22 protein-coding genes are annotated in these 23,175 nt (G+C 50.9%); 18 read left to right on the forward strand and 4 right to left on the reverse strand.

Going from position 1 to position 23,175, the window contains the following annotated elements; all coding sequences use genetic code 11:
- Window positions 1-84 precede the first annotated feature (84 nt).
- The 18 genes from AC07N2_RS04330 to AC07N2_RS04415 all read left to right on the forward strand — a co-directional run bounded on the left by AC07N2_RS04330 (window position 85) and on the right by AC07N2_RS04415 (window position 18,110).
- A complete protein-coding gene (locus AC07N2_RS04330; RefSeq protein ID WP_494777170.1) occupies window positions 85-1,689 on the forward strand; it encodes a GMC family oxidoreductase in 1,605 nt (534 codons plus the stop codon).
- Window positions 1,690-1,729: 40 nt separating this feature from the next.
- Complete coding sequence (locus tag AC07N2_RS04335; RefSeq protein WP_494777171.1) at window positions 1,730-2,491, forward strand: sulfite exporter TauE/SafE family protein; 762 nt, start codon at window positions 1,730-1,732, stop codon at window positions 2,489-2,491.
- 131 nt (window positions 2,492-2,622) lie between these two features.
- Complete coding sequence (gene mnmG / locus AC07N2_RS04340) at window positions 2,623-4,560, forward strand: tRNA uridine-5-carboxymethylaminomethyl(34) synthesis enzyme MnmG (RefSeq protein ID WP_494777172.1); 1,938 nt, start codon at window positions 2,623-2,625, stop codon at window positions 4,558-4,560.
- Window positions 4,557-5,219 carry a 16S rRNA (guanine(527)-N(7))-methyltransferase RsmG gene (gene rsmG / locus AC07N2_RS04345; protein WP_494777173.1) on the forward strand — a complete coding sequence of 221 codons (663 nt, stop codon included), beginning with the start codon at window positions 4,557-4,559 and terminating at the stop codon, window positions 5,217-5,219. The genes mnmG and rsmG overlap by 4 nt, the downstream gene beginning before the upstream one ends.
- A 130-nt stretch (window positions 5,220-5,349) precedes the next feature.
- Window positions 5,350-6,120: a ParA family protein gene (locus AC07N2_RS04350; RefSeq protein ID WP_494777174.1), complete on the forward strand. Its 771-nt coding sequence runs from the start codon at window positions 5,350-5,352 to the stop codon at window positions 6,118-6,120.
- Between the two features lie 65 nt (window positions 6,121-6,185).
- Window positions 6,186-7,085, forward strand: coding sequence for a ParB/RepB/Spo0J family partition protein (locus AC07N2_RS04355; protein ID WP_076592823.1), 900 nt, complete (start codon window positions 6,186-6,188; stop codon window positions 7,083-7,085).
- A gap of 341 nt (window positions 7,086-7,426) precedes the next feature.
- A complete protein-coding gene (locus AC07N2_RS04360) occupies window positions 7,427-7,765 on the forward strand; it encodes an ATP synthase subunit I (protein WP_076592824.1) in 339 nt (112 codons plus the stop codon).
- A gap of 1 nt (window position 7,766) precedes the next feature.
- A complete protein-coding gene (atpB, locus tag AC07N2_RS04365; RefSeq protein ID WP_076592825.1) occupies window positions 7,767-8,588 on the forward strand; it encodes a F0F1 ATP synthase subunit A in 822 nt (273 codons plus the stop codon).
- 74 nt (window positions 8,589-8,662) lie between these two features.
- Window positions 8,663-8,908 carry a F0F1 ATP synthase subunit C gene (gene atpE, locus AC07N2_RS04370; RefSeq protein ID WP_011872763.1) on the forward strand — a complete coding sequence of 82 codons (246 nt, stop codon included), beginning with the start codon at window positions 8,663-8,665 and terminating at the stop codon, window positions 8,906-8,908.
- A gap of 67 nt (window positions 8,909-8,975) precedes the next feature.
- Complete coding sequence (locus AC07N2_RS04375) at window positions 8,976-9,446, forward strand: F0F1 ATP synthase subunit B (protein WP_076592826.1); 471 nt, start codon at window positions 8,976-8,978, stop codon at window positions 9,444-9,446.
- A gap of 2 nt (window positions 9,447-9,448) precedes the next feature.
- Complete coding sequence (locus tag AC07N2_RS04380) at window positions 9,449-9,982, forward strand: F0F1 ATP synthase subunit delta (RefSeq protein WP_076592827.1); 534 nt, start codon at window positions 9,449-9,451, stop codon at window positions 9,980-9,982.
- Window positions 9,983-10,034: 52 nt separating this feature from the next.
- A complete protein-coding gene (atpA, locus tag AC07N2_RS04385; protein WP_076592828.1) occupies window positions 10,035-11,570 on the forward strand; it encodes a F0F1 ATP synthase subunit alpha in 1,536 nt (511 codons plus the stop codon).
- A gap of 27 nt (window positions 11,571-11,597) precedes the next feature.
- Window positions 11,598-12,467 (forward strand): F0F1 ATP synthase subunit gamma, encoded by an 870-nt coding sequence (gene atpG, locus AC07N2_RS04390; RefSeq protein WP_076592829.1) that lies wholly within the window; start codon window positions 11,598-11,600, stop codon window positions 12,465-12,467.
- Window positions 12,468-12,543: 76 nt separating this feature from the next.
- Window positions 12,544-13,944 carry a F0F1 ATP synthase subunit beta gene (atpD, locus tag AC07N2_RS04395; protein ID WP_076592830.1) on the forward strand — a complete coding sequence of 467 codons (1,401 nt, stop codon included), beginning with the start codon at window positions 12,544-12,546 and terminating at the stop codon, window positions 13,942-13,944.
- A gap of 95 nt (window positions 13,945-14,039) precedes the next feature.
- Window positions 14,040-14,462, forward strand: a complete 423-nt coding sequence (locus AC07N2_RS04400) for a F0F1 ATP synthase subunit epsilon (protein ID WP_076592831.1) — start codon at window positions 14,040-14,042, stop codon at window positions 14,460-14,462.
- A gap of 69 nt (window positions 14,463-14,531) precedes the next feature.
- Complete coding sequence (locus AC07N2_RS04405) at window positions 14,532-14,972, forward strand: CoA-binding protein (RefSeq protein ID WP_494777175.1); 441 nt, start codon at window positions 14,532-14,534, stop codon at window positions 14,970-14,972.
- A gap of 12 nt (window positions 14,973-14,984) precedes the next feature.
- Window positions 14,985-15,794, forward strand: coding sequence for a polyphosphate kinase 2 family protein (locus AC07N2_RS04410; protein WP_494777176.1), 810 nt, complete (start codon window positions 14,985-14,987; stop codon window positions 15,792-15,794).
- A 204-nt stretch (window positions 15,795-15,998) separates the two neighbouring features.
- Window positions 15,999-18,110: a TonB-dependent receptor family protein gene (locus AC07N2_RS04415; RefSeq protein WP_494777177.1), complete on the forward strand. Its 2,112-nt coding sequence runs from the start codon at window positions 15,999-16,001 to the stop codon at window positions 18,108-18,110.
- 62 nt (window positions 18,111-18,172) lie between these two features.
- Here the strand turns inward: AC07N2_RS04415 and AC07N2_RS04420 are convergent, their stop codons facing one another.
- The 4 genes from AC07N2_RS04420 to AC07N2_RS04435 form a co-directional block, all read right to left on the reverse strand.
- Complete coding sequence (locus AC07N2_RS04420) at window positions 18,173-18,952, reverse strand: slipin family protein (RefSeq protein ID WP_494777178.1); 780 nt, start codon at window positions 18,950-18,952, stop codon at window positions 18,173-18,175.
- A 225-nt stretch (window positions 18,953-19,177) separates the two neighbouring features.
- On the reverse strand, window positions 19,178-19,882 hold the full coding sequence (locus AC07N2_RS04425) for a PepSY-associated TM helix domain-containing protein (RefSeq protein WP_494777179.1): 705 nt from the start codon (window positions 19,880-19,882) through the stop codon (window positions 19,178-19,180).
- Between the two features lie 7 nt (window positions 19,883-19,889).
- Complete coding sequence (locus AC07N2_RS04430; protein WP_494777180.1) at window positions 19,890-20,612, reverse strand: DUF4198 domain-containing protein; 723 nt, start codon at window positions 20,610-20,612, stop codon at window positions 19,890-19,892.
- A gap of 54 nt (window positions 20,613-20,666) precedes the next feature.
- Window positions 20,667-22,769: a TonB-dependent receptor gene (locus AC07N2_RS04435; protein ID WP_494777181.1), complete on the reverse strand. Its 2,103-nt coding sequence runs from the start codon at window positions 22,767-22,769 to the stop codon at window positions 20,667-20,669.
- Between the last annotated feature and the right edge of the window lie 406 nt (window positions 22,770-23,175).

The raw sequence follows: 23,175 nt of genomic DNA on the forward strand, positions 1-23,175 counted from the left end.
AACCATCTATTGTCAGTCGACTGTAAGTAGGGGCTGTGATGATGGGGTTTATCTAATGCAACATCAACTCTACCGATTGAGACAATGGCCGAATCCGCAGGGAAGTACGATTACATCATCGTAGGAGCAGGAACAGCCGGCTGTGTACTGGCTAACCGATTGACACAAGATCCGAATACTTCGGTTCTACTCATAGAGGCTGGGACGAAAGACGACTATTTCTGGGTACATATCCCGATCGGCTTTCATCACATGATAGATAACCCGCGCACTGACTGGCGTTATCGCACCGAAGCCGATACCGGCTTGAATGGACGCAGCGTCCTTTATCCCAGCGGTAAAATCCTCGGCGGTTCATCGTCCATCAATGCGATGCTTTATCAGCGTGGTCAGGCGCAAGACTACGATCATTGGGCAGAACTGACGGGCGATGCAAGTTGGGGCTGGGATCAGGTTTTACCTCTATTCAAGAAAACCGAAGATTATGCTGAAGGTGCAGATGCCTTGCATGGTGTCGGTGGTGACTGGCGCGTTGAGAAGCAAAAGTTCGGCTGGAAGATACTGGATGCCTTCCGCGATGCCGCGGCACAAAACGGCATACCAAAGATAAATGACTTCAATCGCGGTAATGGCGAAGAAGGTAGTGCTTACTTCGACATCAACCAAAAAAACGGTTTGCGTTGGAATACAGCCAAAGCTTTCCTGCGCACAATCATCCGCCGCGGCAATTTGGAGATCATGACTGGTTCGCAAGTGCAGCGTTTGATCATTCAGCAAACCGAGCAGGGGAGTGTCTGTACCGGAGTTGAGTTTATCGGTGGTGGCAAGGAATGGACTGCAGATGTTTCACGTGAAACAATCCTGGCGGCAGGTGCTTTCGGCTCGCCACAAATTCTGCAGCGATCCGGCATAGGCCCAACTACCTTGTTGCAACAGCATGGAATTAGTGTTCTGCAAGAAGCACCAGGAGTAGGGGAGAATTTGCAGGATCATCTACCGCTACGCATGAGATTCAAGATCGCCAATACCAAATCGCTGAACACAACAAGCAAGAGTTGGTTGGCGATGGGCCTGGAATATATGGTCAAGAAGAATGGTCTGGTTTCTACAGTACCTTCACCATTGGGAGCTATGGTGCGCTCCGATGCCTCGCAAGCCACCCCAAATCTTGGCTATCAAATTCAGCCATGGTCGCAGGAATCAGTCGAAAGTCCGCTGGATTCCTTCGCAGCATTTACCGCGAACGTTAGTAATTTGAAGCCGACTGCACGTGGCCATGTACGGATTGCAGCGGCGGATGTCACTGCGCCACCGGTCATTGCAACGAATTATCTGAGTACAGAGCAAGATAGGAATATTGCTTCTACCGCCATTCAATTGACGCGTAAAATCGTGGCTTCGTCGGCTTTGCAGCAGTACGCCCCGCAGGAAATCAACGCTGGTGAAGGCGTACAACGTCTGGCTGGAGATATTGGTGCTGCGGGTGCAAATCCGGTTGGGACCTGCAAAATGGGTGCCGCAAGTGACCCGCTGGCCGTGGTGGATAGCGAGTTGAGAGTGAAGGGTATTGCCGGTTTGCGTGTGGTGGATGCGTCCATCATGCCGGTGATTACGGCTGGTGATACTGGTGCCACCACCATTCTGATTGCAGAAAAAGCGGCGAAATTGATACGAGCAACAAAGCGTTAGCCTGCACAAAAGCAGGTGTTTATGGATAACTGGATGAAGCATGACTGATTACGTATTTCTGGCTGCGGCCGCATTTTTGGCCGGGATGATAGATGCGGTAGTCGGTGGTGGTGGCTTGATCCTGATTCCTGCTTTGTTTTCCACGTTCCCGACTGCGTCAATGGGGACTTTGCTGGGTACCAATAAGCTGGCTAGTGTCTGCGGTACCAGTGCTGCAGCTATCGGTTTTGCCCGCAGAGTAAAGCTGCAGTGGAGTACCGCAGCACCTGCCGCGATGGCTGCTTTTGCCTTTGCCTTCATCGGCGCCTTTACGGTTACGCAGATTCCATCCGAATTCATGCGCAAGCTGCTGCCTTTCATTCTGGTGGCAGTTGCCATCTATACCTATAAAAAGAAAGACTTCGGCAGCATCCATGCTCCCTTGCATATAGGTGGAAAAGAGAAGGGCATCGCGATTCTGGTCGGTGCGGGCATCGGCTTTTATGATGGATTCTTTGGGCCTGGTACTGGTAGCTTCCTGGTTTTCCTGTTTGTCCGCTTCTTCGGTTTCGACTTTCTTGGCGCATCGGCAGTGGCGAAGGTCGTCAATGTGGCCTGCAATATTGCCGCCATACTCTGGTTCGGCTATAGCGCGGAGTTATTGTGGAAGCTGGCTGCCATCATGGCAGTGTGTAATGTGCTGGGATCCCTGATCGGTATCCGTCTGGCGATACGTCATGGCAGCGGATTTGTCCGCAAGATATTCCTGGTAGTAGTGTCAGCTCTGATTTTGAAGACGGCCTACGACGCATTCCTTGCTTAATCTTCGGCAAGCTTTTGTTTCACGTGAAACAAAACGTGGCTTAATTTGCCGCTAAATTTCGGTTCCGGGGAAATTAAAGCAAAAAGACTTTATAATCTCGCCTCTGCTTAACGTCTCATCGAGGCGCACCCATGATCTTTCCTACCAAATTTGATGTCATCGTAGTCGGCGGCGGCCATGCCGGGACGGAGGCCGCCCTGGCTTCTGCTCGCATGGGGCAATCGACCCTTTTGCTTTCGCATAATATTGAAACGCTGGGGCAAATGTCCTGCAATCCATCCATCGGTGGCATAGGCAAAGGGCACTTGGTCAAGGAAGTCGATGCCATGGGCGGTGCAATGGCAATTGCGACCGATGAGGCAGGCATACAATTCCGCATCTTGAATTCGTCGAAAGGCCCGGCAGTTCGGGCTACCCGCGCACAAGCTGATCGTATTCTGTACAAGCAAGCCATCCGCTCACGCCTGGAGAATCAACCTAACCTATGGTTATTCCAGCAGGCAGTGGATGATCTGCTGGTAGAAGGCGATCGCGTGGTTGGTGCTGTGACGCAAGCCGGGATTCAGTTCCGTGCGCGTGCAGTAGTGCTGACCGCAGGTACCTTCCTCGATGGCAAGATTCATATCGGCATGAATAATTATTCGGCTGGTAGGGCAGGTGATCCGCCGGCGATTTCGCTGTCGGCACGTTTGAAAGAATTGAAGCTGCCGCAAGGTCGCTTGAAAACCGGTACGCCGCCACGGATCGATGGTCGTTCTATCGACTTCTCTGTGATGCAGGAACAACCGGGTGATCTGGATCCTATCCCTGTATTTTCGGTGATGGGTTCGGTTGCGATGCATCCCAAGCAAATGCCTTGCTGGATTACGCACACCAATGAAAGAACCCACGATCTGATCCGTGGTGGTCTCGATCGCAGCCCGATGTACACCGGTGTGATTGAAGGTGTAGGTCCGCGTTATTGCCCATCGATCGAAGACAAGATACATCGTTTTGCCGGCAAGGAATCCCATCAGATCTTCCTAGAGCCAGAAGGCTTGACGACTAACGAATATTATCCAAATGGCATCTCCACCAGCTTGCCCTTCGACGTGCAACTGGCGCTGGTGCAATCAATGCGTGGGCTGGAACATGCACATATTTTGCGTCCCGGTTATGCCATCGAATATGACTACTTCGACCCACGCGGTTTGAAGTCGTCGCTGGAAACCAAAGTAATCCAAGGTCTGTTCTTTGCCGGACAGATCAATGGCACCACAGGTTACGAAGAAGCAGCCGCACAAGGCATGTTGGCGGGTATCAATGCTGCCTTGCAGACGCAAGAGCGCGATGCATGGACGCCACGCCGTGACGAAGCTTATCTCGGCGTGCTGGTCGACGACCTGATTACCAAAGGTGTGCTGGAACCGTACCGCATGTTTACCAGCCGGGCTGAATACCGTTTGAGCTTGCGTGAAGACAATGCCGATATGCGGCTGACCGAGATCGGCCGCCAGCTGGGTTGCGTCGGCGATGTGCAATGGGCGATGTTTGAAACCAAGCGTGAAGCCGTTGCGCGCGAGCTGGAGCGCCTGCGTTCGACTTGGGTTAGCCCTCGCATTTTGGCAGAGGCTGAAGCAGAGCGCGTGTTAGGTAAAGGCATAGAGCGTGAGTATGCGCTCGCTGACCTGCTGCGCCGCCCGAACGTTAGCTACGAAACTCTGATGACTTTGAAGGGCATGGACGGCCAGGATCTGGGCGGCCCAGGCGTAGCGGAAGAGGCTGTGCGTGAGCAAGTCGAGATCCAGCTGAAGTACGCCGGTTACATCGATAGACAAGCCAAAGAAGTCGAGCGCCACGATTATTACGAGAACCTGAAGTTGCCGGCTGAGTTCGATTACATGGCGGTCAAAGGCTTGTCGATCGAAGTGCGTCAAAAGTTGACCAAGCAGCGTCCGGAAACGTTGGGCCAGGCCTCACGTATTTCTGGCGTTACACCAGCCGCCATTTCATTGATGTTGGTACATCTGAAAAAAGGCGGTTTCAAGGAATTCGCTGTATTACCACCTAACACTGAAGCTGCTGCATGAAGGCATTTGATCGTCCCGCATTAACCGTATTACTCGTTCAGGGTGCGCGTGATTTATCGTTGAACTTGAGCGAAGCGCAGATCACCAAGTTGATCGACTATCTGGCCTTGATGTCGAAATGGAATTCGGTCTACAACCTGACTGCCGTGCGCGATCCGGTGCAGATGGTCACGCAACATTTGCTGGACTCATTGGCGGCTGTATCTGCATTTGCCAATGCGAAGAATGTATTGGATGTCGGTGCCGGCGGTGGCTTGCCCGGTATCGTGCTGGCAATCTGGGCGGCGGAAGTGCAGCCTGAGATGCGCATCTCGATGATCGATACTGTGCATAAAAAAACGGCTTTCTTGACGCAGGTAAAAGCCGAACTGAGCTTAAGCAATGTTAGTGTGCATACTGCGCGTGTCGAGCAATGGCAGGCACCGCAGAAATTCGATGTGATTACCTCGCGTGCATTTGCCGAATTAACTGACTTCATTACCTGGTCAGAACATTTGCTGGCGGACGGTGGCGAGTTCATCGCGCTTAAAGGTGTCGCACCTGATACCGAAGTGGCGCGTCTGCCGGCAGGATGGCAGGTGAGGGAAGTGCGTGCCTTGCATGTGCCGACGCTGCAAGCCGAGCGTCACTTGGTGTTCATAGCAAGAGTTGCTTCATAAAGCAGGAATGCTTGTTGCATCGTAGGCAGTAGCGCTTAGTAATAGAAATTTCTGCCAGCTTCATTTTCAAAACAGCAGAAGTTTTTCTGATTGGCTTTGAGATTGATAGACCACTAACCAAAACGAGAATATGGCAAAAATATTTTGCGTCGCCAATCAAAAAGGTGGAGTCGGTAAAACCACCACAGCCGTCAACCTGGCAGCAGCACTTGCACAATTAAATCAACGCGTCTTGCTGGTGGATCTGGATCCGCAAGGTAATGCCACGATGGGTGCGGGCATCAACAAGTCGGAATTGAAGTCGTCGATCTACGAAGTCTTGCTCGGCATGGCCGATGTAGCGACTGCGCGCGTGACCTCAGAGACAGGCAAGTTCGATGTGTTGCCAGCCAATCGCGAACTGGCGGGTGCAGAAGTGGAAATGGTCGAGTTGGACAATCGCGAAAAGCGCTTGAAAGATGCGCTCGCGGTGGTCGATGCGGAATACGATTTCATGCTGATCGATTGTCCGCCTGCACTGTCGATGCTGACCTTGAACGGCTTGTGCGCAGCGCATGGCGTCATCATTCCTATGCAGTGCGAATACTATGCGCTTGAAGGTTTGTCCGATCTGGTCAACACGATCAAGAAAGTCCACGCCAAGTTGAATACCGATTTGAAGATCATCGGTTTGCTGCGCGTGATGTTTGATCCACGCATGACGTTATCGCAGCAGGTATCGTCGCAGCTGGAACAGCATTTCGGCGACAAGGTATTCAAAACAATTATTCCACGTAACGTTCGTTTGGCAGAAGCGCCATCGTATGGCATGCCGGGTATCAATTTCGATCCATCATCGAAAGGTGCGCAAGCGTATCTGACGTTCGGTGCAGAGATGGTTGAACGTATCAAGACGATTTAAATATAACGAGGAAGAGAGCGCCTGTTGCGCCATCCTCATTAATCAAAAGATGTGAGTCAGGAATTATGGTCACGAAAAAACAAAAAGGTTTGGGTCGCGGTCTGGAAGCATTGTTAGGCGGTGCTTCTGACTTCAATGAAGCGATTGCCGCTTTGCCTGGTGCTCCGTCGACTTTGCAAGTCACCGACATGCAAGCTGGTAAATATCAGCCGCGTACACGCATGGATGAAGGTGCATTGAATGAACTCGCCGCATCGATCAAGGCGCAAGGTTTGCTGCAGGCAATTCTGGTGCGTCCGATCGCTTCGCATAACGGCCGTGATCGTTACGAAATTATTGCCGGTGAACGTCGTTTCCGCGCAGCACAATTGGCAGGTCTGACCGAAGTGCCGGTACTCGTCAAAGAAGTCGATGACGAAGCCGCCGCCGCGATGGCGCTGATTGAAAACATACAGCGCGAAGATTTGAATCCATTGGAAGAAGCGCAAGGCATACATCGCCTGATCGCCGATTTCAATTTTACGCACGAGCAAGCGGCGCATGCCGTCGGCCGTTCGCGTAGCGCGGTTTCCAATCTGTTGCGTTTGCTGAATCTGGCGAAGCCGGTGCAAACCATGCTGATGGCCGGCGACATCGACATGGGCCATGCGCGCGCTTTGCTGGCGGTTGATGCTGCCACGCAAATTAACCTGGCGAATCAAGTCGTTGCCAAACGCATGTCGGTACGCGAAGCTGAGAAATTGGTCGTGCGTTCTACATTGGAACAAGCTGCAGGCAATAAGCCACGTGCCAACGGCAAGGAAAAATCGCGCGACATTACCCGTTTGGAAGAAGAGCTGTCGGATTTGCTGGCAAGCCAGGTTGAAATCAAACTGGGCGCGAAGAACAAGGGTCAGTTGGTCGTCGATTTTGCCGACCTCGATGCGCTGGACGGCATCATTGCCAAATTACGTGTTACAGCCTGAGTTGTTATTTAATTAAATTACTTCCAGCCAAATAATGCGCGAATAGTGAGCAGATCCGGTTCGTTCAGTTAGCTAGCGCGCGTTGTTCTGGTGCAACATGACGTTAAATGTTTGTTAAACATCGAATTCCCATGTTGGCATAGCCGGAGCGCAATAATTCCTTCCACAAGGCGCAATTTGCAACGCGCCTACGTAGTTTTCACATAGCAAACGTTTGACGGTGGTGAAGGAAAGCCCTTATAATCCCGTGGCTTCATAGAAGCACGACTTAGTTTGTATTCACTCCAGTCCGAGTAGCTCGACCAAGAGGGTCGCCAAAGGACTGCACCATTTGGACCAGTATGCTGCCCGTCGTCCTCCTGCAACTCGCGACAACGGTAATTGCCAGCATCATTGCCGGTTTGATTGCCGGAATGCCGGCGCTGTATTCAGCGTTGTTGGGTGGGTTGTGCTGCGTGGTGCCGAATGCTCTGTTTGCGCTACGTCTATTTTCCGCTGCGCAAAAATCCGAGTCTGTTAATCCGATGACTTTTTTCATCGGAGAATTTATCAAGATTGCATTGACGATCGCATTGTTAGGCGCGGTCGTTTGGTTGTACCGCGATTTGAATTTGCTGGCGCTAGTCGCCGCGTTCATCGTGGCGCTGAAAAGTTACATAATCTTATTATTTAGGCACTGACATGGCGACTGATCACGCAGCACCGACGGCTTCCGAGTATATCGTCCACCATCTGGGGCATTTTTCTACCAAGCACCAAGACAAGATTGTCGATTTCTCGATCATCAATATAGATACCGTATTCTGGTCTATCTTTGCTGGCGTTATTGGTTGCCTCTTCATGTATCTCGCAGCACGCAAGGCAACATCCGGCGTACCTGGTCGTTTCCAGGCCGCGGTTGAAATGGTTGTTGAAATGGTCGACAACCAAGCCAAGTCTATCGTGCATGGCGACCGTTCCTTTATCGCTCCATTGGCATTGACAGTATTCGTCTGGGTTGCCCTGATGAACTCGCTGGATTTCTTGCCAGTCGATATGTTCTCCGCATTCTTCCACGCAGTTGGCTGGGATAGCTTGATCTCGCATCACCGCGTTGTTCCTACTGCCGATTTGAACGGCACCATGGGTATCGCACTCGGCGTATTCGCGCTGATGATCTATTACAACTTCAAAATCAAAGGCGCAGGCGGCTTCATTCATGAACTGTTCGCTGCTCCGTTTGGTATCTGGCTTGCACCGTTCAACCTGTTGTTGAACATGATCGAATTCGCAGCGAAAACAGTATCCCTGGCGATGCGGTTGTTCGGCAACATGTATGCCGGCGAATTGTTGTTCCTGTTGATTGCATTGCTGGGTTCGACCGCGACTGCGTTCGGTTTCTTCGGTCATGTAGTGGCAGGCACGATGTGGGCTATCTTCCACATCCTGATCGTCTTCTTGCAGGCGTTCATTTTCATGATGCTGACTCTGGTGTATATCGGCCAGGCACATGAAGCGCATTGATGGATGTAAGTAATTAAGCTTTTTGGTTTTTTGATTTAACTTTTTGATTTAACTTTAACTTTGAAGGAATTGTTATGACTGACCTCTCATTTGTTGCACTGGCTTGTGGTTTGATTATTGGTCTGGGCGCGATCGGTGCTTGTATCGGTATCGCTATCATGGGTGGCAAATACCTTGAGGCTTCTGCTCGTCAACCAGAATTGATGAACACATTGCAAACCAAAATGTTCCTGTTGGCTGGTCTGATCGATGCTGCGTTCCTGATTGGTGTTGGTATCGCTATGTTGTTCGCATTCGCAAACCCGTTCATCGCTAAGTAATTCGGTCACGTACCGGTTCTCACGCTGAAGATATTTTCAGCACACGATACTTAGAGAAGGAATTACCATGAACTTAAATGCAACTTTGATTGCGCAGTTCGTGGTCTTCTTCATCTTGGCAGGCTTCACGATGAAATTCGTGTGGCCGCCACTGATGAATGCGCTCGATGAGCGCGCCAAGAAGATCGCGGATGGTTTGGCAGCAGCCGAACGTGGCAAGTCTGATCTGGCAGCCGCTGAAAAGCGCGCCCAGGCAGAACTGACATCAGCGCAAGAAGCGGGTCAAAAGCGTATCAGCGATGCTGAGAAGCGCGGACTGAGCATTATTGAAGAAGCCAAGAAAACCGCTGCTGAAGAAGCTGCGCGTATTTTGGCAACAGCAAAAGCAGATGCTGATCAGCAAGTAACTCAAGTCCGCGAAGCATTGCGTGACCAAGTTGCTACCCTTGCAGTTAAAGGCGCTGAGCAAATTCTGAAACGCGAAGTCAATGCTGCTGTCCACGCTGATCTGTTGAACCAACTGAAAGCCGAGCTGTAATCATGGCCGAACTCGCAACGATTGCCCGTCCTTACGCCGAAGCTCTGTTCCGTGTGGCGAAAGCCGCTGATTTGAACAGCTGGTCCGAGTTGGTTTCTGAAATGGCACAGGTTGCTGCGAATCCCGATGTGTATGCATTGGCGCACAACCCTAAAGTTTCGGAAGACTTGATCAGCAGCACGTTCATTTCGGCGCTTAAATCGCCGGTTGGCGCTGAAGCGAAAAACTTCATCAACATGCTGGTGCAAAACGACCGCTTGACGCTGTTGCCGGAAATCGCGACGCAGTTCCACGCATTGAAAAATGCGCAAGAAGGCGCTGCTGACGCAGAAATCGTCAGCGCGTTTGAACTGTCGTCAGCGCAGTTGACCGAGCTGGTCGCAACGCTGGAAAAGAAATTCGGCCGCAAGCTCAATCCGACAGTCGCCGTAGATAGCGCACTGATTGGTGGTGTGCGCGTCGTTGTCGGTGATGAAGTGCTCGACACCTCGGTGCGCGCGAAACTGCAACAGATGCAAGTTGCGTTGACTGCGTAATCGTCGCCCGGGCCCCTAGCCTAAGCTACAGAGAAAAATTTTAGGAGTTTATATGCAACTCAACCCGTCTGAAATCAGCGAACTGATCAAGAGCCGGATTCAAGGGCTCGGCGACACAGCTGAGATTCGCAATCAAGGCACGGTCATTTCCGTGTCCGACGGTATCTGCCGCATCCACGGTCTGTCTGACGTTATGCAAGGCGAGATGCTGGAGTTTCCAGGCAACACGTTCGGCCTCGCGCTGAACTTGGAGCGTGACTCCGTCGGTGCCGTTATCTTGGGTGAATACGAACACATCTCCGAAGGCGATACAGTTAAATGTACCGGTCGCATTCTGGAAGTGCCAGTTGGTCCTGAACTGTGTGGCCGCGTGGTCAATGCATTGGGTCAACCTATCGATGGCAAAGGTCCAATCAACACCAAGTTGACGACACCTATCGAAAAAATCGCTCCAGGCGTTATCGCACGTCAATCCGTTGATCAACCGATGCAAACCGGTATCAAGGCTATTGACGCGATGGTACCTATCGGCCGCGGTCAACGTGAGTTGATCATTGGCGATCGTCAAACTGGTAAAACAGCTGTTGCGATCGATGCGATCATCAACCAAAAAGGCCAAGGCGTAACGTGTATCTACGTTGCTATCGGTCAAAAAGCATCGTCGGTCAAAAACATCGTTCGCTCGCTGGAACAACACGGCGCGATGGAATACACAATCGTTGTTGCTGCTACCGCATCTGAATCGGCTGCTATGCAGTTCGTTTCGGCATACTCCGGTTGCGCAATGGGCGAATACTTCCGTGATCGCGGTGAAGATGCACTGATCGTGTATGACGATTTGTCGAAACAAGCTGTTGCGTACCGTCAAGTTTCCTTGCTGTTGCGTCGTCCACCAGGCCGCGAAGCGTTCCCTGGCGACGTGTTCTATCTCCACAGCCGTTTGCTCGAACGCGCAGCACGTGTTAACGCCGACTACGTCGAAGCGTTCACCAAAGGCGCAGTAAAAGGCAAAACCGGTTCGTTGACAGCATTGCCTATCATCGAAACACAAGCAGGCGACGTTTCCGCATTCGTTCCAACCAACGTAATTTCGATTACCGACGGTCAGATCTTCTTGGAAACATCCTTGTTCAACTCGGGTGTACGTCCTGCGATTAACGCTGGTATCTCAGTGTCTCGCGTTGGTGGTGCAGCTCAAACTAAAGTCATCAAGGGCTTGTCCGGCGGTATCCGTACCGATTTGGCGCAATACCGTGAATTGGCAGCGTTTGCGCAGTTCGCTTCCGACCTCGATGCTTCGACCCGCAAACAACTGGACCGCGGTGCTCGCGTAACAGAATTGTTGAAACAGGCTCAGTACGCACCATTGTCGACTTCGTTGATGGCGGTTTCGCTGTTCGCGGTCAACAAAGGTTACTTCGATGACCTCGAAGTTAAACGTGTACTCGCATTCGAAGCAGGTCTGCACGGTTTCATGAAGTCCAGCCACGCAGCATTGCTGCAAAAAATCGAAGACACCAAGAAGCTCGAGAAAGATGACGAAGCTGTATTGGCTGCTGCGATTGCTGATTTCAAAAAATCGTTCTGATTCTGGGGCTATAAGGAGTAACAACTCATGGCTTCAGGCAAAGAGATACGTGGCAAGATCAAGAGCGTAGAAAATACGAAGAAGATCACCAAGGCGATGGAAATGGTCGCTGCATCCAAAATGCGTAAAGCGCAAGACCGGATGCATGCGGCACGTCCTTACAGCGACAAGATTCGCAATATCGCTGCGAATCTGTCGCAAGCCAATCCGGAATATACGCATCCGTTTCTGGTGAAGTCTGATGCATCGAAGACAGTCGGCTTCATTATCGTGACGACTGACAAGGGCTTGTGCGGCGGTATGAACACAAACTCCTTGCGCATCGTGACGACCAAGTTGCGTGAACTGGAAGCAGAAGGCAAGAAAGTCGAAGCGGTTGCAATCGGTAACAAAGGTTTGGGCTTCTTGAATCGTATCGGCGCGCGTGTCGTGTCGCATGCGGTACAAATCGGCGACACCCCGCATCTGGACAAGTTGATTGGCCCAGTCAAGGTGATGCTCGATGCGTATCAAGACGGCAAGCTGGACGCGGTGTACGTTGTCTACACCAAGTTCATCAACACGATGAAGCAAGAGCCAATGATGGAGCAATTGCTGCCATTGGCTACTGACAGGTTGAAGGCAGATGAAGGTTCGCTGGCATGGGACTACATCTACGAACCTGACGCGCAAACCGTGATCGATGAATTGTTGGTGCGTTACGTTGAAGCGCTGATTTTCCAAGCTGTTGCTGAAAACCTCGCGTCCGAGCAATCGGCACGTATGGTGGCGATGAAATCGGCAAGCGACAACGCAGGTAGCGTGATTAGCGAATTGAAGCTGGTCTATAACAAGACGCGTCAAGCAGCGATTACGAAAGAACTTTCCGAGATCGTCGCCGGTGCGGCTGCGGTTTAATTCGATTGCTGGGCAGCGTAGCAATACGCTGTCCTCAACAACCAGATTTTAAATTTTATATATTGAAGGAACGAAAATGGCTGATGGCAAAATCGTTCAGTGTATCGGCGCGGTGGTGGACGTTGAATTTCCCCGCAATGCGATGCCTAAGATTTACGATGCCTTGAAGATGGCAGGCTCCGAACTGACGCTGGAAGTTCAGCAACAGTTGGGTGACGGTATTGTTCGTACCATTGCGCTCGGTACATCCGACGGTTTGCGTCGCGGCATGATCATTCAAAACACCGGCAATCCAATCACCGTACCAGTCGGCAAAGCAACACTCGGCCGCATCATGGACGTATTGGGTAACCCTATCGACGAATGCGGTCCTGTGAGCCATGAGCGCACAGCATCGATTCACCGCAAAGCGCCAGCGTACGACGAATTGTCGCCATCGCAGGACTTGCTGGAAACAGGTATCAAGGTTATTGACTTGGTTTGCCCGTTTGCAAAAGGCGGTAAAGTCGGTCTGTTCGGTGGTGCGGGTGTTGGTAAAACCGTGAACATGATGGAACTGATTAACAACATCGCTAAAGCACACAGCGGCTTGTCCGTGTTTGCTGGTGTTGGTGAACGTACTCGTGAAGGTAATGACTTCTACCACGAGATGGCTGATGCGAAAGTGGTTGATCTGGAAAACCCAGAGAACTCCAAAGTAGCGATGGTCTACGGTCAAATGAATGAACCACCAGGTAACCGTCTGCGCGTTGCGTTGACCGGTTTGACCATGGCTGAAGCGTTCCGTGACGAAGGTAAAGACGTGTTGTTCTTCGTCGATAACATCTATCGCTTCACATTGGCTGGTACCGAAGTATCCGCGTTGCTGGGTCGTATGCCTTCGGCTGTGGGTTATCAACCTACACTGGCTGAAGAAATGGGCCGTCTGCAAGAGCGTATTACATCGACCAAAACTGGTTCGATCACATCGATCCAGGCCGTCTATGTTCCAGCGGATGATTTGACCGATCCATCGCCAGCAACCACGTTTGCTCACTTGGATTCCACCGTTGTTCTGTCGCGTGACATCGCATCGCTTGGTATTTACCCAGCGGTTGATCCACTCGATTCGACATCGCGTCAATTGGATCCACTGGTCGTTGGTCAAGATCACTACGACACAGCGCGCGCTGTTCAAGGTACTTTGCAACGTTACAAAGAATTGCGCGACATTATCGCGATTCTGGGTATGGACGAGTTGGCACCAGAAGACAAACTGCTGGTCGCACGTGCTCGTAAGATGCAACGTTTCCTGTCGCAGCCATTCCACGTTGCTGAAGTGTTTACCGGCGCACCAGGTAAATACGTTTCGCTGAAAGATACGATCAAGGGCTTCAAAATGATCGCATCGGGCGAACTCGATCACCTGCCAGAACAAGCGTTCTACATGGTAGGTACCATCGAAGAAGCAATCGAAAAAGCGAAAAAACTCAACTAATCGTTGAGCAGCTTACTCACTGTTTAATCAGTGCGTAAGCTGCAAGTTCGTATCGGTCCTTGTATCGATCTTTGGACGAATGAATAAGGTTTAACATGGCACACACAATGCGCGTAGACGTGGTTTCCGCCGAAGAAGAAATCTTCTCCGGCGAGGCAGAATTTGTCGCGCTGCCGGGTGAGTCGGGCGAGCTCGGGATTTTGCCGGGACATACGCCTTTGATCACACGCATCCGACCAGGTGCGGTACGCATCAAGATTGCAGGCCAGGCTGAAGATGAATTTGTCTTCGTCGCAGGCGGCATTCTGGAAGTGCAACCGCATGCAGTGACGGTTTTGGCCGACACCGCGATCCGTGGTGGCGATCTGGATGAAGCCAAGGCAGCGGAAGCTAAACGATTGGCCGAAGAAGCACTGGTCAATAAAGAATCGAAAATCGACTACGCACAAGCACAGGCTGAATTGGCCAGCGCGATTGCACAGTTGGCGGCGATTCAAAGATTGCGTCAAAAACGTTAATCTGCAAATCCCGCATACAATAAAGGGCAGCTTAGGCTGCCCTTTTTGTTTTTTGGAAAAAGAAAAATCATGAACCAGAATCCACAAGTCATTACCAAATTACTGGCAGAGTCCCGCGTGATCGCGGTGGTTGGCTTGTCGCCCAAGTCAGACCGTCCTAGCCATGAAGTCGCTGATTATCTGCAGCGCCATGGTTATCGTATTATTCCGGTGAATCCTGCGAGTGCAGGCACTCACATACTTGGTGAACATTGCTACGCAACCTTGACGCAGGCAGCGGCGGCATTGGCCGAGCAACAGACCAGGATTGATTTGGTCGACATTTTCCGTAAATCCGAATTGGTCGGACCGATAGTTGATGAAGCGATTGCGATCCGCGCCCGAGGTGTGTGGCTGCAAATAGGCGTCATCAATGAAGCCGCGACCGACAAGGCGCGTGCTGCCGGACTCGATGTAGTGGCAGATCGCTGTACCAAAATCGACCACGCCATATGGCGCAGAGCAAGCTAACCGGAGATCAACATGGCCAACGTCCAGCAATTGTTCCGAGCAGATAAGAAGCTGAAAATAGTCGATGCTGACGCTGCGCAAAAGCCGCTGTCCAGCGGCGACAAGGCGCAGGACAAATTGCTGATCGAGCAGCAGGCGCAACAGATTGCCGATCTGCAGGAGATCCTGTACGCCGAACGCAAGTACAAAACCCTGATCGTCTTGCAAGGCATGGACACCTCAGGCAAGGATGGCACGGTGCGCGGTGTCTTCGGCAAGATCGATCCACTGGGCGTCAGCAGTGTCGCTTTCAAGGGGCCGACTGCGGAAGAAAAGGCACATGACTTTCTCTGGCGCGTACATCAACAAGTACCCGGGCAGGGCGAGTTTACGATTTTCAATCGCAGTCATTACGAAGATGTCTTGATCACGCGCGTGCATGACTGGATAGACGACAAGGAATGTAAACGACGTTACGCGCATATCCGGGACTTCGAACGTATGCTGAGTGAAACCGGCACCGTCATCCTCAAATTCTTTTTGCACATCTCCAGCGACGAACAAAAGAAACGTCTGGAAGAGCGCATCGCTGATCCAGACAAACATTGGAAATTCGATCCCAACGATTTGGCCGAGCGAAAATTCTGGGGCGATTACCAGCGTTTGTACGAAGCTGCGATCAATGAGACTGATACCGACTACGCACCGTGGCACATCATTCCAGCGGACTCAAAAACACATCGCAATCTGGCGATCAGCACCATCGTGCTGGATAAATTACAGAAGTTGAAGCCAGCTTTTCCTCCGGGCAACCCAGAGTTTGCAAAGTTGAAAGTTGTTTGACGAAAAAGCGACAGAATCAGGCGCATAAAGCGGCTATCTCGTCGCTAGGTCTGTATTCTGATTGACCTTGAAAATGAGAATCAATATCATTTGATCTGTTCAGCCCTGCCTGAACATTGCCAGCCATTTGTACTCCTGCTTCGACCAGTGTCTCTGCGGACTAGCCAGCGCAAACATTGACCTTAGCACCTGGAGAAACCAGAAATGGCCCGCATCGCCCGTCGTAATAATCCTTCCTCTCGCTTGAAATGTGTGACTGCCGTTGCGCTCGCAGTGATGGCAATGCCTATCTATGCACAACAAGCGCAGCCGGCCAGCGATACCACCACGCTGGACGCGATTCAGGTCAGCAGCGATTTACTCGGTACCGGTTTGGAAAACAGCGTGAAACGCTATGCCGGCGCACGTACCGTTGTTAAAAAAGAAGAGATAGAAAATTCCGGCGCCTCCAATATCAGCGATGTGATGCGTCGCATCCCTGGTGTGCAAGTCAGCGACAACTCCGGCAGTGCAGGTAGTGCAATTTCACTCAACATTGGTATCCGTGGTTTAGCCGGGCGCTACTCGCCACGCTCTACCATTTTGCTCGACGGTATTCCAATGGCGAACGCGCCTTATGGCCAACCGCAATTGTCATTCGCACCAGTCAGCTTGAATAATATTGAATCGATAGACGTCGTGCGCGGCGGTGGCGCGGTACGTTATGGGCCGCAAAACGTAGGCGGCATTATCAACTTCAAGACGCGTGCGATTCCAACTACAGCGGAAGCAGTGGGCGATGTCACGATACGTCAAAACGATTACAGCCACGGTGGTAGCAATACCCAGTACAGCGCATTTGCCGGCAAGCAGTTGGATAACGGCTTGGGCTTTGCCTTGTTGTACTCGGGTATGAGCGGTAGTGATTGGCGTGTGCGCAGCGATGAGAAGGTGAATGATCTTGCGCTGAAATTCCATTACGAGCTGAGTCCTACTTCAGAAATCTACGGTAAGTTTTCCTACTACGATGTCATGTCGAGAACACCCGGCGGTTTGACTGTGGCGCAATACAATGCGACCCCTTTCCAGAACACGCGTCCGACGGATTTCTGGAGTGGTGATCGCAAAGCCTTCGACGTGGGTTACATCAACACCATATCCGATACGCAGGAATTTGAGATACGCACTTACTACAATGAGAGCAATCGTCAAAGTACTTTGTACACGGTGAACAAAACTAGTGGCGCCATCACCATTCAGCATCAGCCGCGTAGTTATCAGACCTTGGGAATAGAGCCGCGCTACACGCAACGCTTTAACCTTGGCAATACAACGAATGATGTCACTGTTGGTTATCGCTACATCCGTGAGCGTGGCGATGACAATGTCTACAGCGAATCAATCACTACCGGTGCCTACGGTGCGCAGACAACCTTTGATAATTCTACGGATGCACACGCGGTATACATCGATGACAAGATTGCCTTCGGTGCATGGCGTATTACACCAGGTCTTCGCTTTGAACATATCAACTCGCTGCGTCATGATCGCTCTACCGGTGGAGACTTTGAGGTTAAGAATAACAAGCCTTTGCCATCGTTGAATGTCGCGTATTTGCTCACACAGGACGTCACGCTGTTTGCTAATTACGGGACATCGTTTGGTGTTGTGCAAAACACGCAGTTGAATACGATGACACCAGCAAATCCGCTGCAGCCAGAATTGGCGAAGACGATAGAGGCGGGTGCTCGTTGGAAGAGCAAGAGTTTTTCTGCAGAGGTTACGGCATTTAATATTCGCTTCGACAATCAGATTCAATCAGTTGGTAGTGGCGCGACTCTGGCCTATTACAACCTGGGAAAAACTGAGCACAAAGGTATAGAAACTGCGATTGACTATACCTTCGATAAGGCAGGCCCATTGGCCGGCTTTAATGCTTATGCGAATTACACCTACACACGGGCAAAGCAAGAGTCAGGTCTGACTGCTGGTAACGACGTTCCTTTTTACTCACGCAATACCGATACGATAGGTATGCGTTATGTAACTGGTCCGTGGGGTTTCAATCTCTCCAGTACACATCAAAGCAAGCAGTATGCTGATGATAAAAACACCGTGACTGAGAGCGCAGATGGATCCAATGGGCTTATCCCTGGATTCCGCCTATGGAATGCGCAAGTCAACTGGAAGAGTCCAAACAAGAAAGGTTTGGAGCTTTTGGCCGGACTTAATAATTTGACTGACGAGCGTTACTTCACGCGTACTACCGACGGCAATCTTGGCAAATTGGTTGGTGCGCCGCGCATGATTTATGTACAAGCACGCTTAGCTTTCTAAGCCATAAGGTTTGTCACACTTCCCTTAAAAAAGGCCGGTCATTTTGACCGGCTTTTTTGTTATCAGGTATCGCGTGGCGGTTCTGTCGGTTTAAGCTTGCTCAAGAAAGAAACCAACTCTATCGGTAGAGGGAAAACGATGGTCGTGTTTTTATCTGCGCCGATAACCGTTAACGTTTCCAGATAACGGAGTTGAATTGCTTGCGGCTCTTGCGCCAGAATTTTGGCTGCTTCGAATAACTTTTCTGAAGCTTGCAATTCGCCTTCAGCATGAATGACTTTGGCGCGCCGTTCGCGCTCGGCTTCTGCCTGTCTGGCGATGGCCCTGATCATGGATTCAGTCAGATCGACTTGCTTGATCTCGACGTTGGCAACCTTGATGCCCCATGAGTCGGTTTGCACATCCAGCGATTCTCTAATGTCTTGATTCAGTTTTTCACGCTCCGCCAGCATATCGTCCAGAGTGTGTTTGCCCAATACCGAGCGCAACATGGTTTGTGCCAATTGGCTCGTTGCATTCAGGTAATCCTCCACTTGAATGATCGCCTTCTGCGGATCAATGATGCGGAAGTAAACAACTGCACTGACTTTCACAGAAACGTTGTCGCGCGAGATGACATCCTGGGTTGGCACCTCCAGCACGACAGTACGCAAATCGACGCGCACCACTTGTTGAATCAAGGGAATGATGATGACCAGTCCCGGGCCTTTTACCTTCCAGAAGCGTCCCAAAGTGAAGACGACGCCGCGCTCATATTCTCGGAAAATATTGATGGCGGAGAAGAGAAAAACAACGACCGCAAGGGCAAGTAGAAGTGGAAACAAATGTAGGTCGGAGAACATGATGAATCTCCTTTCTTCAATTGCTTGGGTAATGATGGCGCGTGGCAATTGCGCGAGACCAAATACTCAGCAATTCCTATCATTCATAGTAGGCATTTTTGCCAGAATGTCTATCAAGACATGTCTGGCATACAGAGGGGGGTTGCAGATGTGCTTGGCGAGGATTACTTGCCTATGAGTACTTCAGATTTGGTGGTGACAAGATGTTGCTAAAACCTTGCGTTCTTATATCGACCACATGAACCAGAGGCCGGTGAACAAGGCACCGACGCTGGTCAGGACAGCAACCGTGCGTATCGTATGCAACTGCGTCCACAGCAACAAGCCTGTAAGAGAAAGCAGAATCAAACTGCCGGCGATCGTATCGGACAGCAATACCCAGAATGCGCTGACGCCGATAGACATGTGCAAGCGCGTCAATGTGCCGATAGGCGTGGCATCGATTTGATCCAGTTTGACGAAGTGATTGCCGACAAAGTATTCCGCCGATAAGCCACCTTCAGGACGATTCAAGGCAATGGTCCAGCGCTCGGGTTGCTGTACATCATGACCGCTCCAGACGACCGTTTTCGCCGGCTGCGATTTAAGTACAGGCGGCGCGACTGGAACAAATTTCAACTCTTCTTGCAGCCAACTAGATAAGGCTTCCGGATTGGCAAAGCTGTGCGGCAGTGTTAATTGCACTGTCGTTACTACGGTTTTTTCGATAGGGACTTTCAGGACCGCGCGGTGATTAAGAATGAGGCCGGTTGCACCGAACAACAGACCGAATACCGCACCCCACAAGCCGACGTACAAATGGATCTTGCGCAGCCAGGTCAGGAAGATGGCGCGCTTGCTGCGCCGCCGACCATGCTTGCCATGCGAAGTCGCGGCAGACAAATCAACTGGTTTGCCTTCGCGCGTGCGAAATGTTCCATCGGCATTCATTTATTTCTTACTCCATCGGATGTTTAGGCGGCTGCACCGGACCGGCATTGCTACCTTTGGTTTTCACAAAAGTGTAGGTCAGGTGATTACGCAGATTGTCATATTGCTTGCCGCCAAATTCGCCAGCTGTGCGGTCTATGTGCAATACATGCACAACGTATTGACCACGCCAAGGCGTATTAATTTCCACCGTGCCTTGCGCATCGGTGTGGTGTTCTTGCATCCAGGTATTTGGTGCAATGACTTCCAGCTTTGCGTTTTTCAATGGCTGGCCGCGATACAACAAGATGAAGGTATTAGCGGTATTGCCTTGTTTGATATCCAGAGCCAGCGGTGATGTTGCACCGGAGACTAATGGTTGGCCCAAGCGTGCGTAATAGTTCGACTTGGCCACGCCCAAATTATGTTTGGTCAGATCGGCAACGCTTAGCGATTCTTCCAGTGCCAATACATTGGATGATTTGCCGCTCGCAATTGCAAGATAGTTTGCGGTGCGATTGACGTCTACAGCTTTGACTTGATCGCCCGTATTTACGAATGCTTGCGCACCGCTAATTCTATCGAGCTTGCCGGGACTTTTTTCTTTTAGCTGAACGTCGACTTCGCCGTAATAGAGCGCCGCGCCTTTAGTGCCGGATTCCAGCCAGAGATAATGCGCTTGCGCTACACCACTTGCCAACAGTGATGCACAACATGCGAGGGCAAGAATAGGTTTGATGAAGTTTTTCATTTTTCGCTAGCCTAAAAAATTGCCCACGACCGTGAGGTGGTGGGCATGTTGTTATCAGAATGCGTAACGTGCGGTTAATTGCGCATTGCGTGGCGCACCTGGCAAGTTGAGATAGGCAGAAGTGCCATGACCTGAGACGATGTACTTACGATCGAAGATGTTGTTCACATTCAACTGCAACTCGAAACCCTTGATGCGGTAGGCCACCATGCCGTCTATCGTGGTGTAACCCGGAAGAGTGGTGGTATTGCTTGGATCGGCAAAACGGTTGCCTACATAGTTCACACCGCCACCGGCACTGAAACCATGGCCCAATGCTTTGGTTAGCCAAATATTGGCGCTGTGCTCCGGTGTCAGAGTTGCGCGCTTTCCTTGAAATGCAATGTTGGGTGAGTCGGTGACCGTTGCATCCAGATAGGCGTAGCCGGACCAGATTTGCCAGCCGCCCGACAGATCACCCGTAAAGGTTAGCTCGATACCATCGGTACGCTGTTTGCCGACGGGAATAAGAGTGGCAGTTACGCCGTTGGTCATTTTAATGTTGCTGCGCTCCAGGCGGAACAAGGATGCTGTGGCCGAAGCTCGGCCATTAAACAAATCAAACTTGGCGCCAACTTCTTTGCTGGTGGTTTCTTCAGGAGCCAATTGTGCATTGTTCGCGGCTAGTGCAAAGGTTTCTGCAGATGGCTGGAACGATTTGCTGACCGATGCATAGTAGGACTGAGTAGTGTTTGGTTGATACACCAGACCGACGCGTGGACTCCATGCTGTATCGGTACGATTCAGGTTATTGGTGCCGATATGATCCTTGGTTTCCTGCTTGAAGGAGTCGTAGCGAATGCCGGCCAGAGCCTTCCATTTTTCCGACAGCGTAACGAGGTCTTGTACATAGGCACTGGCTGTAGTCAGGATACCTTTGTTATCAGTCGTGCTTGTTGGTGCTGTGACGGTGAATGGAACGACTGGATTGACCGGGTTGAAGAGATTAACCGTTCCAATATTGTTTTGCGTCAGAAATCGTTGATTCTTGTTTTGCTGGCCAATCTCTACGCCATACAGCATTTGATGCTCCATACCGGCCAGCGTAACTTTTTGCATCAATTCAGTCTGATTGAAATAGCCACTTTCGTCGCGTTGAACATTGCCGCGGCTGAGTGTGGCTGTTTGCGTCGCTTCATTGACCGCCGTGACGTTGGTGTTGTAACGGTTCAGTGAGTATTCGTAGTAACGGAAGGTGTTACGTATCGACCATTCATTGTTGAAACGGTGATCCAGCGTGAAACCTGCCGAACTTACTGTCGCTTCCGAATAATCGTTATCTCTGCCATTGGCTGCACCGTAATAAGTGCTTGGTGCGACATTGACTGGCAGGCCTTGATATGAAGGAATGCCGAAGTCGGTTACACGCTTGTCATGCAGATATTCAGCTTGAAGCAGAAGCTTGGTATTGTCACCGAGCTTGAGCAAGAGGGAAGGTGCAAATGCTTCGCGCTGCAGGAATTGCTGATCGCGATAACTATCTGCACGTTCTACCGCGCCGGTCATACGGAAGGCGACACCGCTTTCTTCATAGTTGCGAGCAAGGTCAAATTCACCGCGGTGCTGATTCCAGCTACCGACTTGCAGCATGGCTTCATTTTTGTCCATGCCGGGTTTTTTGGTAACGCGATTGATCAAGCCACCGGACGAGCCGCGACCATACAAAACAGAGGCGGGTCCTTTGACAACTTCTACCTGCTCGACATTAGACATGTCGCGGAAATACAGCGCGTCGTCGCGTACGCCATCAACAAACTGATCGCCAATCGCACTGAAGCCGCGAATCGTAACTTGATCGCGTTGACCATCACCGTGTGACAAACCAATGCCGGGGACGGATTTCACAGCATCTTCCATTGAGCGTACGGCTTTGTCGCGCATCAATTCTTGTGGAACTACGTTGATGGTTTGCGGAATATCGCGCAATGGCGCATCTATCTTGGTCGCGCTGGTAGCAGTCGTCACGTTGTAATTTGTTTCGCTACTGCCTTGTACTGTCACTGCTGGCAATGTTGTATCAGATTGCGTGGTTTGCGCAAAAGCCGACGATTGCATTGCAAGCGGAACGGAAAACGCAGCCAACAAGGCCGCTGCCAATGGGGTGAAGCGTTGATTCATTACTATCCTTTGGAGCAAACGGGTGTTTGAAGTTTTTGTGGGCGCGATGTTCTTAGGCGCGGGCATCGGAAGGAGGAGTGATTTTTGTTAGTTGTGTACAACCGATGAGGCTAGAGTATAAATACGAACCATTATCATTTCAATTTAAAGGCGACGAAGTCAGTGTTTTAACGGTTTCTTAACACGCGTTTGCAACAGTTGGTATTTCTTTAGGTACATTTTATTGACCAACGTAATGCGAATTATTATCATTCAATCCATTAAGAAATCCTCAGATGAATAGCGTGTCTATGTTTGGGGGCATATCCCTTAGGCTTTTGAAGTCAAGGGATGCGCAACAGAATGATGGACGGCAATATCAACCGTCATAAAACGAAGGTGTCAGATACATGATGCCGACTCTCGC

The sequence above is a fragment of the Herminiimonas sp. GW821-FHT09C12 genome, assembly GCF_059416385.1.